At 61.5% G+C, this 14,441-nt stretch carries 14 protein-coding genes; 9 read left to right on the top strand and 5 right to left on the bottom strand.

Annotation, left to right across the window (positions count from 1 at the left end):
* Window positions 1-66 precede the first annotated feature (66 nt).
* From A9975_RS33535 to A9975_RS33525, 3 genes are all read left to right on the top strand, one after another.
* Window positions 67-1,983: an acyl-CoA synthetase gene (locus A9975_RS33535; protein WP_183036496.1), complete on the top strand. Its 1,917-nt coding sequence runs from the start codon at window positions 67-69 to the stop codon at window positions 1,981-1,983.
* A complete protein-coding gene (locus A9975_RS33530) occupies window positions 1,980-3,629 on the top strand; it encodes a bifunctional 3-(3-hydroxy-phenyl)propionate/3-hydroxycinnamic acid hydroxylase (protein WP_255504183.1) in 1,650 nt (549 codons plus the stop codon). Before A9975_RS33535 ends, A9975_RS33530 begins: the two co-directional genes overlap by 4 nt.
* Window positions 3,630-3,742: 113 nt before the next feature.
* Window positions 3,743-4,837 (top strand): transporter, encoded by a 1,095-nt coding sequence (locus A9975_RS33525; protein WP_183036495.1) that lies wholly within the window; start codon window positions 3,743-3,745, stop codon window positions 4,835-4,837.
* Window positions 4,838-5,244: 407 nt separating this feature from the next.
* Here the strand turns inward: A9975_RS33525 and A9975_RS33520 are convergent, their stop codons facing one another.
* A complete protein-coding gene (locus tag A9975_RS33520) occupies window positions 5,245-5,583 on the bottom strand; it encodes a hypothetical protein (RefSeq protein WP_183036494.1) in 339 nt (112 codons plus the stop codon).
* A gap of 225 nt (window positions 5,584-5,808) precedes the next feature.
* On the opposite strand from A9975_RS33520, the gene A9975_RS38385 reads away from it, so the two are divergent.
* Window positions 5,809-5,943: a hypothetical protein gene (locus A9975_RS38385; protein WP_255504182.1), complete on the top strand. Its 135-nt coding sequence runs from the start codon at window positions 5,809-5,811 to the stop codon at window positions 5,941-5,943.
* A gap of 175 nt (window positions 5,944-6,118) precedes the next feature.
* The gene (locus A9975_RS33515) at window positions 6,119-6,685 is read left to right on the top strand and encodes a phosphate-starvation-inducible PsiE family protein (RefSeq protein WP_183036493.1); all 567 of its coding nucleotides are present in this window, start codon (window positions 6,119-6,121) and stop codon (window positions 6,683-6,685) included.
* Window positions 6,686-6,933: 248 nt separating this feature from the next.
* Here A9975_RS33515 and A9975_RS33510 read toward each other — a convergent pair whose 3' ends face one another.
* A complete protein-coding gene (locus tag A9975_RS33510) occupies window positions 6,934-7,818 on the bottom strand; it encodes a MipA/OmpV family protein (protein ID WP_370565961.1) in 885 nt (294 codons plus the stop codon).
* Between the two features lie 439 nt (window positions 7,819-8,257).
* Here A9975_RS33510 and A9975_RS33505 point away from each other — a divergent pair, with 439 nt between their 5' ends.
* Entirely contained in the window at window positions 8,258-9,037 is a 780-nt protein-coding gene (locus A9975_RS33505; RefSeq protein ID WP_183036492.1) for a DUF4397 domain-containing protein, read from the top strand.
* A 180-nt stretch (window positions 9,038-9,217) separates the two neighbouring features.
* Here A9975_RS33505 and A9975_RS33500 read toward each other — a convergent pair whose 3' ends face one another.
* Window positions 9,218-9,571, bottom strand: a complete 354-nt coding sequence (locus tag A9975_RS33500; RefSeq protein WP_183036491.1) for a hypothetical protein — start codon at window positions 9,569-9,571, stop codon at window positions 9,218-9,220.
* 995 nt (window positions 9,572-10,566) lie between these two features.
* On the opposite strand from A9975_RS33500, the gene A9975_RS33495 reads away from it, so the two are divergent.
* The 3 genes from A9975_RS33495 to A9975_RS33485 all read left to right on the top strand — a co-directional run bounded on the left by A9975_RS33495 (window position 10,567) and on the right by A9975_RS33485 (window position 13,075).
* Window positions 10,567-11,298, top strand: a complete 732-nt coding sequence (locus A9975_RS33495; protein WP_183036490.1) for a MotA/TolQ/ExbB proton channel family protein — start codon at window positions 10,567-10,569, stop codon at window positions 11,296-11,298.
* A 540-nt stretch (window positions 11,299-11,838) separates the two neighbouring features.
* Complete coding sequence (locus tag A9975_RS33490) at window positions 11,839-12,438, top strand: type 1 glutamine amidotransferase domain-containing protein (RefSeq protein ID WP_183036489.1); 600 nt, start codon at window positions 11,839-11,841, stop codon at window positions 12,436-12,438.
* 226 nt (window positions 12,439-12,664) lie between these two features.
* Window positions 12,665-13,075 (top strand): hypothetical protein, encoded by a 411-nt coding sequence (locus tag A9975_RS33485; protein ID WP_183036488.1) that lies wholly within the window; start codon window positions 12,665-12,667, stop codon window positions 13,073-13,075.
* Here A9975_RS33485 and A9975_RS33480 read toward each other — a convergent pair.
* Together A9975_RS33480 and A9975_RS33475 are read right to left on the bottom strand one after the other, a co-directional pair.
* On the bottom strand, window positions 13,053-13,298 hold the full coding sequence (locus A9975_RS33480) for a hypothetical protein (protein ID WP_183036487.1): 246 nt from the start codon (window positions 13,296-13,298) through the stop codon (window positions 13,053-13,055). The genes A9975_RS33485 and A9975_RS33480 overlap by 23 nt on opposite strands.
* 330 nt (window positions 13,299-13,628) lie before the next feature.
* A complete protein-coding gene (locus A9975_RS33475) occupies window positions 13,629-14,438 on the bottom strand; it encodes a tetratricopeptide repeat protein (protein ID WP_183036486.1) in 810 nt (269 codons plus the stop codon).
* Window positions 14,439-14,441 lie beyond the last annotated feature (3 nt).

Raw genomic sequence — 14,441 nt, 5'->3', positions numbered from 1 at the left:
ACCACGCCAATTGGCGACGAAACACGTGGCATCCCATCGCAGTATTTGGAATGAGAGTGAAGTCTTATGAGCAGCCTAGCAATCAACCCCATGCCAGAGGTCGTCAGGCGACTGCAGGACGTGGAACAGATCGAACGGACGCCCTGGCAGGACGTGATCCACGCCACAAACACTTACACGGTGCTACGGACCGCTTGCGAGCGCTGGTCGGAACGCGTGGCCCTGCGACTGCTGCTGGACGGCAGCGCCTGCGCGCCGACGCGCGACGTCCGTTATTCCGAATTGCTGGAGGGCATCCATCGCACCGCCAATGCACTGCACCGCCTGGGTGTCACGCCGGGCGTGCCAGTCGCCATCCTGTTGCCGAACCTGATCGAGGGCCACCTGGCGCTATGGGGCGCGGAAGCTGCCGGCATCGCCAGCCCGATCAACCCGATGCTGGAATCCAGCTACGTTGCCCGGATCTGCGAAGAGACGGGAGCCAAAGTTGTGATCGCGCTGGGGCCCACCACGGAAGGGAGCGTCTGGGAAAAAGCGGTGGACGTCGCGGACAGGCTGCCTCGGGTCGAGACGATCCTGCAGGTCGACCCGACGGCCGCGATGGGGCGGCGTACCGGTTCCGGGGGTCATATCCCGCGCGGCAAGATGCCGAGCCGTCCCGGCGTGCAGGTGCTTGACTTCCACGACGCGCTGGCCGAATCCGACAGCACGCGGCTGATCAGCGGGCGGCGATTCACGCCCACCGAGCCGTGCGCCTATTTTCATACGGGTGGCACCACCGGGTACCCCAAGGTGGCCGTGCACAGTCACCTGAACGAAGCCGTGATGGCATGGGTCCTTCAACGGATCGACGACCGGCGCAATGTGATGCTGGCGGGGTTGCCGCTTTTCCACGTCAATGGCGCCATGGTGACCGGACTTGGCGCGCTTCATAGTGGTTCGGAGATCGTCATGCTGACCGCTGGCGGGTATCGGACGCCGGGCCTGCTGGACGCCTTCTGGGAGATTGCAAACCGATTTGGGGCCACCACGTTTTCCGCCGTACCAACCATCCTGGCGGCACTGCTTTCCAGGCCGTTGCCTGCGCACGGTATCCCGACCTTGCGCCACGTCCTCTGTGGTGCCGCGCCGCTACCCAGTCAGGTCGCACACGAGTTTGAAAAGCTCACCGGTGTTCGCATCCACGAGGGATATGGCCTGACGGAAGGTAGTTGCGTGTCGACCGTCAACCCGCCACAAGCCAAGCCCAAGGCCGGTACCGTTGGCATCCGCATTCCGTATCAGGAATTGAAGCTGTTCAAGCTATGCGCGGACGGCAGGCCCGCCGAGCTTGCCGAAGCCGGTACCACCGGCGTGATCGGCATACGCGGCCCCAATGTGTTTCCCGGCTACCTAAGGGAAGCCGACAACCGTGGCATCTGGATCGAGGGCGGATGGTTCAACACGGGCGACCTGGGCCGCCTTGACGCGGACGGATCTCTCACGCTGTGCGGCCGCGCGAAAGACCTGATCATCCGTGGCGGCCACAACATCGATCCGTCGATGATCGAGGACACGATCGCCGCACACCCCGAAGTCGCCATGGTCGCTGCGGTCGGGCAGCCGGACACCCATGCGGGCGAATTGCCGGTGGCTTTCGCGGTACTCAGGCCAGGCGCACAGGCTTGCAGCGAGACGTTGATGGCATACGCGCGGGAGAGGATACCTGAACGCGCGGCGGTGCCGGTGCGCATCGAAATCATGCCCGCACTGCCCCTTACCGCCGTCGGCAAGGTCTCCAAGCCAGACTTGCGGCTGCTCACCATCGAGCACGTCATCCAGGCGGCGCTTGCCGAGCATGGCATGTCCGACACCCGCGTCAAGGCCCGGCTCTGCCCCGAGCGCGGCGCCGTGGCCGACATCTCCGGTCCGGTCGCGTCACGTGAGGCGGCGATGGCCCTGGTGGCCCGCTATCCCGTGATTCCCGCATGGCAGGAGCAATGATGACGAACGCCGAGAAGGCCCCGCAGGGGAACATGCTCGATACGGATGTCCTGCTTGTTGGACTGGGGCCGGTGGGGGCAGCGCTGGCCAACCTGCTTGGCCGCTACGGAATCCGCGTCCTGGCCATCGACCGCGCCACGGAGATCTTTGCCAAGCCGCGCGCAATCGCGCTGGACAACGAGGCCCTGCGCATTCTGCAGCTCGTGGGCGTAGCGGAGGGAGAATTCGCCACGGTGGCAATTCCAAAGGTGCAATACCGCTCGCCGCTGTTCGGCCGCTTTGCGCGCATCAACAGCGCGAGGATCGTCGACGGCCATCCGATGCTCGTCACGTTCTACCAGCCGGAGCTGGAGGCGGTGCTGCGCAAGAAGCTGTCAGCGTACCGCACCGTGGACGTTCGCCTCGGGGCCGAACTCCAGTCCTTCGTCGATGATGGTCATCATGTGCATGCCGTCGTGAAATCAGCTGGCTCGCCCGACCTGCAGGTCAGGGCGAAATATATGGTGGGCATCGATGGCGCAGGTTCACTGGTCCGGCGTGAGTTGGGGCTTGATTTCGAGGGCCGCACATTCCAGCAGGACTGGCTGATCGTCGACGCTCTTGGCGTGCCGAATCCCATTGACCATTGCGAATTTCTCTGCGACCCGGCAAGGCCAACGCCGCATATGGTCGCGCCAGGGGGACGCCAGCGCTGGGAATTCATGTTGAAGCCGGGAGAACGCGCTGAGGAAATGGAGCGGCCTGAATCGGTGCGAAAACTACTAGCGCCGTGGTGCGATGTAGACAAGATCCAGATCGAACGCACTGCGGTATATCGATTTCACGCACGTGAAGCGAGGTCTTTCTCGAAAGGTCGATGTTTCCTGGCCGGTGATGCCGCTCACATTACGCCGCCTTTTGCCGGGCAAGGATTGGTGGCCGGCCTGCGGGACGTGGCAAACCTGGGGTGGAAGCTGGCGTGGGTGCTACGCGGCCAGGCGAGCGAGCATATTCTCGACAGCTATGACCAGGAACGCCGGCCTCACGCAAGAAAGATCATCAACCTGGCGCGCTTTCTTGGGGCACTTGTCATGCCGCGCAACCGAGCAGCGGCACTCGCCATACACGGGTGCATGAGCGCGATAAGGTTGTTGCCGCGCGGCCGTGCCTTGTTCGAAGACTTGAAAGTGAAGCCCGCAAACACGTTCGACAAAGGCTTGTTCGTGCGCGCGCCCGGCACCGAGAAATTGCGTGCCGGTTCAAGTTTTCCACAGGGCTGGGTCCGGCCGGCAGAAAGCGGAATCCCGACACTCAGCGACGAGTGCCTGGGGCTTGAGTGGGCAGTCATCGGATTCGGCTTCGACCCCGCGACGCGTCTGTCGTCTGAGCTCATGGTGCGCTGGTCTCTCGCTGGCGGCAAGGTGTGGCAATGGTGCCAGCTTGCCCAGGCGCAGCATCTCGCGCCCAAAGGCAGGCGCCTGGAAGCGTTGGATGAGGCCGTGTTGCCCCGCGTGGCCCCGCTCGACTGGTTGGTGGTGGTTCGCCCGGACCGATGCGTGCTCGCCGAAGGCCCGGCCTCTCAGGCCGAGCACATCCTCCAGCGCGCCCTTGATTTGATCAATCCGCCACAGCTACGCCTCGACATGCGCCTCCCCAAGGCCGCCTGAAGCACCCGTCGCCCCGCAGACAGATAACAAACGACAAACCTTCTGGCACCAGTTCATGGCGCCTGCGGGCGGGGCTTCTTTTACGCCGCTTCAATAACAAGGAGGAGACCCTTGTGCTGCAGACTTCTGCTTATTGCCTTTCCATCGCGGCAATCACTTGCCTTGCAAGCATGACCGCATATGCCGGAGAAGATTTTCAGGTGCGGTACAACGTCGCAGGCAGCATCGGAGGCGAAATGTTCACCCCCCCGGATGCCGCCGGGCTTGCAGTTGGCGTTGCAGCAACTTATATCGACATCAGGAAAGTGACCGGCAACGATGGCAACACACTGACGAAACCGATCCCCGGTGGCGCCATTCCACTTCCGTCCCCCACCCCCGTGACGGCGTATCCCACGTATGGCGCCAATACCGCCCAGATCCCTGCCTCGGGCACTTTCAAGCTGTTCAACCTCGGCGTTGGCTACATCACCAACGCGGACTATGGCGGCGGTCGCTTCGCGTTCGGCGGCGTTCTGCCGTACGGCGTCAAATCCCAATCGGTCAGGGCTACTGCCGCAACGCCAGCCGTGCAGGCGAACCCCGCAGTCCCCGCGGCTGCACAGCAGGCCATCGCAAGCCAGTTCGGCGCGGCATATCAGTCAAGCCTTGCCGGCGAAGCAGCCAGTTCCAGTGGCGACGTATCGGGCATCGGAGACCTGGAGTTGCAAGGCGGCTGGCTCTATACGACTGAGCAACTGCGCGTATTGCTGGGCGCGTCCCTCGTCATTCCGACAGGACGCTACAACGCATCGCCTGCACCCGACATAGGCACTGGTAATTTCTATACGCTGCGGCCGTCGGTGCAAGTGGCCTATCTGCCAACGCCGGACATCGCCTTCGCGGCAAAGGCAACCCTGGGCCTGAATACGAAGAATCGGGACAATGACCTCCGCAGCGGAAACTGGATCGGACTGGAAGGCGCGGCGGCATACAAAACCCGGATCGGCGTGTTCGGATTGCACACCGTCTTCGTTCAACAGTACCAGGACGACTCGAACAACCCCTGGGGCCCGAGCCGATACCGATCGCTCAATGCCGGTGCGTTCTATACCGCAATGGTGCCTGGCATTGACGCGGCGCTGACGTTGCAGTACATGGCGACAACCAGTTCGCGCAATGCAAAGGTCGGGAGCATGACCCAGATCCGTTTGATCAAGCTATTCTGACCCTCGGCGGCGATCACTTCGAGCTGGGACACGCCAACGAAGGAGCTATGAGCCATCACGCATCTCGCAGCCATTGAACAGGCTAGGCAGGCGTACGACCTCAGCAGCAAGGAGAGATAGCGCCGCATCTTCGCGCCGACGGACAAGGGAATCAAAATCTCCTCCATCCTCCATCAGGGGGTTCGAACGTTCAAGGGCGTCAGGTGAACTGACAGGGATTGATTCGATAGCCGAGACCAGACCGGGCCGAGGCCAGCTAAAACGGGTTCTAATCAACGCGAAGATTAGAGAGATGTCAGGCACCTCTGGATGGCGTCAATCACACAAAATGGGACTTGTCCGATTGCGCCAGCTATCGAGAAGAAGACGATCGAAAAAAGCCGCCCGGGGGGGCGGCTTTGGCCGACCTATTCGCGCCGCGGTACTTTGGGCGACAGCCGATCAATGAAGGCGCGCGCCTCCCCTACCGTCACTAGCGCGAGCGCTGCTTTGACCTCTGCGTCATCGAATCCGGCTTTCTGTGCATAGATTGCCGTCGACGTGACGATTGCCGCTTTAGCCAACGGCGCTAGCGGCGTCGAAGCCTGTTGGTTGAAGCCTGCCTGATTTGCGATCCAGCGACCGCAATCGAAATCTGCCAACTCCAGCGCGCGCCGGACGAAAGCTTCGTCCTTGATTCCACGATCCATATTGTCCTCCTGGTTCCTGTTGAGCCTGTCGTCGGTGACTTGCTCATCGACCGACATTCAGCAATCTACCCAACTCCGCGCATATATTTATCAATAATGGTAAATCTAACAAAATATCGCAAAGCAGATCTTCCGAAGGACGGTCTCTTCCAGCGCATCCGGCAGGTCCCGCCCAACGGACTGTCAGGCACCTGGGCCGATGGTTTCCCTCCCAGAAAACCAATACCAGCCGCGACACGAGTCAGGTACAGCGAGGCCTTTGAGGGCACGCCTGACGACCACTTGAGCAAAGAAGACCTGCTGCGCAAATACGGACTGATTCCTTCGTCGGCCCACAGCCGGGTGCCGGCTTTGATCAGAACACTGTCCGGGAAAGCCATGGCGGCCTGGAAGCGCAAGGGTGGGCTGGAGCATTAGGGAGCGCTTCTGAATTCGGAAATTAAAGCAAGAACTGCACAGGCCCACAGCACAGGGATACGCCCGCACCCCTAATATGGTAAGGAAAGCCTCAAGCCCAGCCCGGAGAGGCTCGTGTCCCCGGCTTCCCGCTCAATCCGCTGCGGCGATGTCCAACTATCTGGAAGGGTGAACCATGAGGAATGAAAGAGGCGGCTTGCGCAAGGATCTCGATGCATATCGGCTGCAGTGGCGCGTTCTGAGCTTCTATGAGCGCTTCGAGCAGATCATTGCCCACATCCTGAGCGCAGTGGTTTCAGTGATCATCGTCGTATCGCTCTGGCAACTGATACGCGCAGTCGCCATGTTGCTTATGTCGGGTGCACTGAACCCGCTGGATCATGGGACGTTTCAATCGGTGTTCGGCATGGTCATGACACTGCTGATCGCAATGGAGTTCAAGCATTCAATCACCAGGGTTATGGTGCGGCGCGACCACATTGTCCAAGTCAAGACCGTCATCCTCATTGCCCTGTTGGCGATAGCGCGCAAATTCATCATTCTCGACCCAGCCACGCCGCCCGCGCATATCGCTGCTCTTGCGGCTGCATTGGTTGCGCTTGGCATCGTTTACTGGTTGATGCGGCAGCGCGACGACCCGGTTGATGCCGCGATGGCTGAGCAAGGAAAGCCTGCGCCCATGAAGGCGGCGCATCAACGAGGCATGGAACGTGACGGCGACGATGAGGATGCGAATGCCTGAGCGACTCATGGCCTTCTCGAAAGCGGAAACCCATGTGCGCACGCGCTGCCGTCCTAGCCTTGTTCGCCACGGCGCTCCGCGCCGGTGGCCGGCGGCAACTTCAGGCCGATTGCGCGCGGCGTTCGGTACCACTGGCCCACTCCTGTGCGACAGCGACCTGCCCGCGCCTGCTGGGCGGCATCAATATGTCCGTATGGCGGCTGTCTCCCGCTGAGGGTAGCGGTGCAGCGAAGGAGGGCGAATGAGCATCAATACTGGTAGTGCAGCGAAAGGTCGACGACAGTATTGGTTGCCTTCTGCGTGATCGGACTGTGCGCTGCCGAACCTGTGAGTTGGCCGACCGCAATGTCGCCAGTGACAAACCAATGCTCCCGAAAGAACCAGATCGCAGAGATACCCGCGCCGTATGATTTGAGGCCCGCATCGGCCTTGTATTGCGGATAGCCCGAGCGCGTCGCCTGAGCCGAGGTGACGCCGAACCACCGGCTCATATAGCGTGCATCACCGAAGGTGACGGTAGGGCCGGCGAACCAGAAAAAGCGCTCCGAGCTGCCGGGCAGCGGCAGGTAGGCACCGATATCGCCGATCCAGCCGTCGGTGCCGCCCAGACTGCGCCGTACATCGATGCGCACCACCAAAGGGAATGCTGCCGACACCACATATTCGCCAAATAGCTTGGTCTCAACCGCGAAATTGATGTTGCCTAGTCCATTGAGTCGGCCGGGATCGTCGGCCATGCGGCGGCCCAGGTTGTAGCCTATGGCCACTCCCGCGCGCCAGTGATCCGCCCGCAGCAGATTCACGCCGACGCCCTCACCCGTTGAAAAAAATAACAGGTCGCGATAGCGGATATCGAAGCTGGGGCCCGCGAGCACGTGATAGCGCTGGGTACCTTCGTATACCGGTCGCAGGCTGGCGGCGGCCCCGACCTCGACCTGCCATTCGGGCACCTTGGCCCCATAGAGTTTCATCAACGGGACACCGGCTGAGTACTGCCACTCGGCCAGAGGCGACGGTGTCTGCGCGTGAGCGCTGAAAGCGGCAACGACCGCCAGGGCAGCCGGCCACCGGGCCGCGTTTCCCATCGGCGCTGCTGTTGCTGCTGTTGGCGATGGATTGCTGTAGTCCGCCATTCGTCCTCCGTCACCGGGCGGATTGGCCGCACAAAGCCGGGCCTGCTGCCGACCGGCTCCTTCGAGAGTCGGCGCCCGGAGAAAATGGCACTCAGGTATGTCATCCTGCTTTGGGATGTCACGCTCACTTTGCATTAAGACTACAAAATCCTTGCGGCTTTTTCAAAGCGCAGAGGCCTTGACTGTCATTCGCCGCGCGCGGGCAATATGCGGTGAGGCGCAAGGCCCGCACTAGCTTCTCGCTCGCGGCCTCTGTCGGAATCATCCGACATTGAATTCGGAGCCGGGCGCCTGCCTGCGCTCGAAGTTGCTACCTATCGTAGCTTCACGGCGACACGCAATTACAGCACTTGCAAGCATGCACCGCCACATTTTCACTCGCAGCATGCAGGCGCCGTGCGCAGCAGCGCGCCCAAGCTCAAACGAATAGAGGTGACACATGTTTCGATCTAAGACCAGTCTTATCCTTGGCCTAGCCCTAGCCGCAACGGCAATTCTCTCGGCATGCGGAGGCGGGGACGACAGCATCGGTGCTCGCATCGGCGTCAGCGAGCCGACCGTGCGCGTGATCCATGCCATTACCGGCGGCCCTAACCTGGACGTGCTGCAGAACGGCACCAAGACCAACCTGCTCAATGAGCCCTACAAGTTTGTTTCGAAGTATTTCAATGTGGACGAGGGCAACCAGACGTTCTCGTTCAATGTTGCCAACACAGCAACTGAACTCGGGAGAACCACGGTGAACACCCACACCGGCCACAAATACACGGTGGTGGCCCTGCCCGGTGCAACCGCGGCCGACATACTGCAGATCGACGACCCGTTTGAGAAGGGGCTGTTCTCTGACAAGGCTCGCGTTCGCAGCTTGAACGCATCGTTCAATGCACAGAATGTCGATATCTACCTGACCGTCCCGGCGGCTGACCTGGCAGCGGCGACGCCTACCTTTGCAGCAGTCGGCTACAAGGCGGCGGTACCTGCATCGGGCAGCGATTCGATTGACCTGAATGGCGGGACCTATCGCCTACGAATCACCACGGCTGGCACCAAGACCGTGATCTTTGACTCGGGAGCGCTGACGCTGGCTAACAACGCAGACTGGCTGATCACCACAATCCCGGTCGACGGTATCGGTGCAACGGTACCGAACAAGATCAAGGTACTGGTCGCCCGAGGCGATGACGAGTCACAAGCTGGGCTTGAGTTGGTGACCCAGTAGGAGGCTACATTCCTGGCGAGAGGCCGGTCCTGGGACCGGCTTTTTCTGGGGTCTTTGCGGCAATGCAATGCAGGGCGAGAGCGGACCACACTGGGCGGTTCCCTACTCGCATACGGTAATGCCAGCTTCCAGGATTCAATAGGCTGGTTGCCGACCGAAAATCCCTTTCGTGCTGTGATGTCAGGCGAGCGTCAATGGACCGTGGTCATCACAGTGATCCCCGTGGGGGTGATGCAGGTGGTCGCCAACCAGATAGTCGACATGGTCGCCGTGCGGCACGGCCTCGTGGCCACAGCCAGGGCCGTGCCTGTGGTTCGGGTCATGGGCACCGCAATGATGGTCAGGGGTGCACCGATCAGGGTTGGTGTCGCTGATGGCCAGCACATGCTCATCGATGTGATCGCCGTGCATATTGTGCAGGTGCCCGTCATGCAGATAGTCAACATGTCCCTCATGGCGCACGGCGACGTGTCCGCATTGCGGCCCGTGCTGGTGAGGATGATTGGTGGGGTGTTGCAGAGAGCAGTCGACCATGGCGCTAACTCCTTGATGGCTTCCCGGGTCCGGACCCGGGGGAGGCGGTTGCCCGGTGGACGGAAAGGAAAGCTTGTCGGTCGGCAACCCGCTTAGTGAAGCGTAGAACTTAGTATCACCGCGTGCAAGCGGGCGAGAGTGCCGTGTAGGCTACTCCCTGTCCTATTTGGTGTTCGCGGATGGCCTGGAATCCTGCATCTATGATGCATGTGGCTCGTCGGTGCCATCTTGGACGCCAGCGAGTATCGCCAGGTGCATACAGAAAAGCTAGCGCGGTACTGGATCTTGCGAAGGGCGTTGTTAGGTGGCAAACTCGCAACACCGTTGCAAAAAGCGCTTTGACGCCTCTTGAGCGTCTACCGCCATTTCTGCAGCCCTCGATGCCGCGACGCTCGCTTGCCCTCCTACTCAGCCTCTTCCTGCTCCTCGGGCAGGCCTGTGGCGCTGTTCACGCGTTGTCGCATATTCATGTGCATCTGCAGGGCAATCCGTGTGCCGCGCCCGCCAACACCGATCAGTGCGGGCCGGGCGATCCTGTCTGCCTGCAATGCCTGGCTTTTGCCGCAGCCACGGTGGCCATGCCTTCGCTGGGCTTCTGGCTGCTGATTGCCTGCGCGAGACGCTGGCACTACCCACGGCTCGCCGCGCGGTACATAGCTCGCTTAATTTCACTACGGCCCCGTAGCCGTGGCCCCCCTCTGTCTGGCGGATCGTTCGCGTAGTGCATTGGTGCGGGCACAGAGTCCCCGCGACACATCCACGCCATCAGAGGTATTGCAATGCCCCATTTCCCGCTTCGAGCCTTCACGGCCGGCGCTGCGTCGGCGCGCCCGGATACGCGAGCGACCAATGCCGCCCAGGCCATGCGCTGCAAGCCCTATAGGGAGAACGGCCGCGCCGTGGGAGAACCACACAGCAGCCGATCAGCTTCGAGCTGAACTGATTGCCGGATTCCTTCTGTAACTTCCGAACACTGAAATTCTCCAGGAGCTGCCATGCAGGACCTCGGACTACCCCACCTCTGGGCGCACGGCGATTTCGTCATTCGCGCGACCGCCATCATTCTACTGATCATGTCGGTGCTGTCATGGATCGTGATTATCTCCAAAGCTTGGGATCTGTTTCGTTTGCGGAAGATGGCAAATGGTGCGGAGAAACGCTTCTGGCACTCAGAGGATTTCGATCACGCACTCGACACGCTTGGCGCCAACGATGGCAATCCGTTTCGCATGCTGGCCATCACCGGCCGCGAAGCCGCGCAGCACCATCGCGCCAGCCAGACGCAACTGCGCGATGCCCTCGACATCTCCGACTGGCTGACCCGCTCGCTCAAGAGCGCAATTGACGAGGCCGTGGCACGCATGCAGTCGGGCCTGGCGGTGCTGGCTTCGGTGGGTTCGACGGCTCCGTTTGTCGGCCTGTTCGGCACCGTGTGGGGCATTTATCACGCTCTGATCAGCATCGGCGCCTCGGGCATACCGACCATCGACAAGGTGGCCGGCCCCGTGGGCGAAGCGTTGATCATGACCGCCTTCGGTCTGGCAGTTGCCATCCCGGCCGTGCTTGGCTACAACGCGCTGAGCCGCGGCAACAAGGGCGTCATCAGCAAGCTCAACCGCTTTGCGTACGACCTGCACACCTACTTCGTGACCGGCACCCACGTGCGCCCCACAACCCCGGGTACTCGTGCCGACGACAAGTCGGTGCGCCTGGCCGTCAAGAACTGACGCCCCACTGGGTTGCGAGTCCGGCGAACCGTTCAAAGAGATGAAGGACCCGACGCGACGACGCCTGAGTCGTTGCCGAGGCATTGGCGTTTGCGAGATCTTTGCCATGGGCGCTGCGCTCCACAATGCATGGTCTCGTCAACTATCGCTTCTGTTTGCGTCGTCGCGAGGCGCCGCGCGCCCACCTTACGTATATCGCAGCAAATTCGCTTTCGTTGTAGGAATACATCGGATGCCCGATTGCACATCATGTTTCTACACTGAACATACCGCCCGCGCTGCGAGACTGCGTCAGTCGCATCGCATTGCGCCAGCTATGCAGGCTGATCAGATTTGGCGACGGAGCACGCGCGACGACGCTCGCGGATAACAGCATCGCCAAGCGCTGAGGCCCACAGTGGCGAAGCGGCGCGGAAATAAGCGGCAATTGCCTTGCTTGCCCCTGCAGGTCTTCGCGGGCGCCAAACCTACACTGTGCCCGGGCCGTTGCCGGCCCTCCCTCGACATCGAGGCCTTCCAATTTAAAATAAGGAGCCAGATATGCAGAAGAACCAGAAACGCTACCCGACCCCACATGCGGATCAGTCTTCCACCGCGCTCGCCGGCAAGCGCGTTGCGCTGCTGGTCACCGACATGTTCGAACAGGTCGAACTCATCGGACCGCGCCAGGCCTTGCAGCAGGCCGGCGCCACTACCGTGATCGTGGCGCCGCAAGGTGGCGAAGTTCAGGGCGCGCATCACGAGACCAAGGCCGACCGTTTCAGCGTGCAGGCCGTGCTCGCCGAAGCGCATCCCGACGACTTCGATGCCGTTGTGCTGCCAGGCGGTGTCATGAATGCCGATACCTTGCGTATCAGGCCGGATGCGCAGCGCTTCGTGAAGAAAATGCAGGATGACGGCAAGCCGATCGCGGTGATCTGCCACGGCGCGTGGCTCTTGGTGTCCGCTGGCCTAGTCAAGGGCCGCACGCTGACCAGCTGGCCTTCGTTGGCCGACGATATCCGCAATGCCGGCGGTGAATGGGTGGACCGCGAGGTGGCCCGGGACGGCAACTGGGTCAGCAGCCGCAAGCCGGACGACATTCCGGCCTTCAACCGGGAGATGGTGGCTTTGCTCACCGCGGACGAAGGCGCACGGTAGGGCCGCACGGTGCCGGGCATCAGTCTCAGGCCGCCGCATTTCCCTTGCGAATGGGCCCGCCATGCCGGCGCCGGAAACTCGCGGGCCCCAAGTGCCACCGTCGGCGATGCGCATTTCTGCCAGCTCTGCCACCGGCGGACCATAGTTTTTACACGGCATACCGTTTGGCGCAGTCATCCACGCACCACGCTCCCGCCGGGCTTTCGCCGCGCGGCCTTTACCTTCCTTGCAATCGCCCCGGCTGGCTGACGCGTCTGGGTGGCCCGAATGGCTTGCCAACTGGCAGGACGATCGCCTCAAGCTGCAACTGATCCGCAGCATACTGGCCGCGCGGCGCGCCCACGCCGCTTTGTTTGCGTGTGGCGACTATCGGGCGGTCGCAATGGCAGGGCCGCTGGCGGCACACGCGCTCGCATTCGGGCGCCGCCATGGTCAGGTGCAGGCACTGGTAGTCGGTACGCGGTTTTCCGCGAAATTGGCCGCGCTCGACCAGCCCATACTGGGACGCGCGCAATGGCGCGACACCACGCTGCAGGCCGGGCATGGGGAGGACGGCCGTTGGGTGGATGTACTGACCAGCCGCGCGATGGTGGCGCAGAGAGGACAGCGCTCGGCTATTCGCCGGTTTCCTCTTTAACTACTGCTCGCCGTGCGGCAGCGTACCCCAGGATTGATACTGCGTCATCGTCCAGCATTGCGCGCTGCGTCGACAACTCCACCGACGGCGTTTCCGGGTACATGTCTGAAAGAAGCTCTTGAACGACCTTTTTCGACTCAAAAGGCCCAAAGTGAATGACGCTTGGCCCGATCACTTCTGCGAACACCCACTTACCAGTGTCTAGTGGATAGAACACCACCAAGGCTCGCTCATGCCGGTACATAATTGCCTCCAGATCTTGTCATGTGCCCCAAACATAACTATCGATTCTGGCGATTACCCTCCCATCAAACGGGCGGGTGCCACGCGATTTCTGCGCGAAATCATTGTAGGAAGTTTGACGGGAACGACAAGTAGCATTAGGCCCTGACGGGATAGGGCATTTATGCATACTCGGATCCACCGGTAACCCCCACCCGGGGGGCCGCCGCGGGTAAGTGAACTGCTCTGCCTCGGACCGACTTGACAACAAGACTGAAGTGAATCGAGCGGTCGAGTCAGCAAGGACTTCCTGATCCAATCCAAATATCAGCTACCGTCGTAGCCTGCGATAGGTGTTGAAATGCCGGATTGCCTGCATCCCGTTGCCTAGCGTTTCGTGAATCCTGGCTGCGTTGAAGTGAGCATCAGCGAAGTCCGGTGCAAGCGTGATGCATCGCTCGTAACTTGAGAGCGCCTCCCCTGTTCGGCTCATGTCCTCCAGGGCGACACCAAGATTGAAGTGGAGCAGCGGTTCGTCCGGCAGATGTGAGATTCCGAAACGATACAGTTCCACTGCGTCGCCAAACCGGCCGGTGTCGCACAGCATGCAGCCCAGGTTGAGGTAGGGATCAAGAAATGTGGGTTCGGCCTCCAGTGCGCGACGGTATGCTGCCTCGGCTTCGATCGGCTTCTCCGTTTCCAGTTCGGCGCCGACGAGAAACCAATCTTGTGCCTCGGCCGCTGGCGCCCGCGCATCGTGCAGAGACTCCACGACTGCCGCGCCCGGCTCTCCAGGCTCAAAGTCCATCAGCATCTGGCCCGACACGGCCTGCCATCCTCTACCCTCGTCCTTTGTCGCCACCTCGTTGCCCATCGCACGAATCCGCACACCGGTCAGCGGCTGGCCAGTGCCACGAGAGGCCTTCACCCGCGCAAGGGCACGGACGATCAATCTCGTTGGTATCCTCGCGTCATGCAGCGAATTCGCGGTCCTGAGCAGCACCATGTCCTGAAACGTGAACAGGAGTTGGCGGCGCGGCCCGCGTGTGGGCGTGATGATTCCCTCGGTGACCAACCTGGTGGCCACCGAGCGCGGGATGCCCAGCATCGTTTCGGCGTCCTTCAGGGTGTACGTCGGCATCGG

The organism is Cupriavidus sp. UME77 (assembly GCF_014170355.1).
Lineage (GTDB): Bacteria > Pseudomonadota > Gammaproteobacteria > Burkholderiales > Burkholderiaceae > Cupriavidus > Cupriavidus basilensis.
Note: the sequence above shows the minus strand (reverse complement) of the source record. Positions and strands in the feature narration are given on the sequence as shown.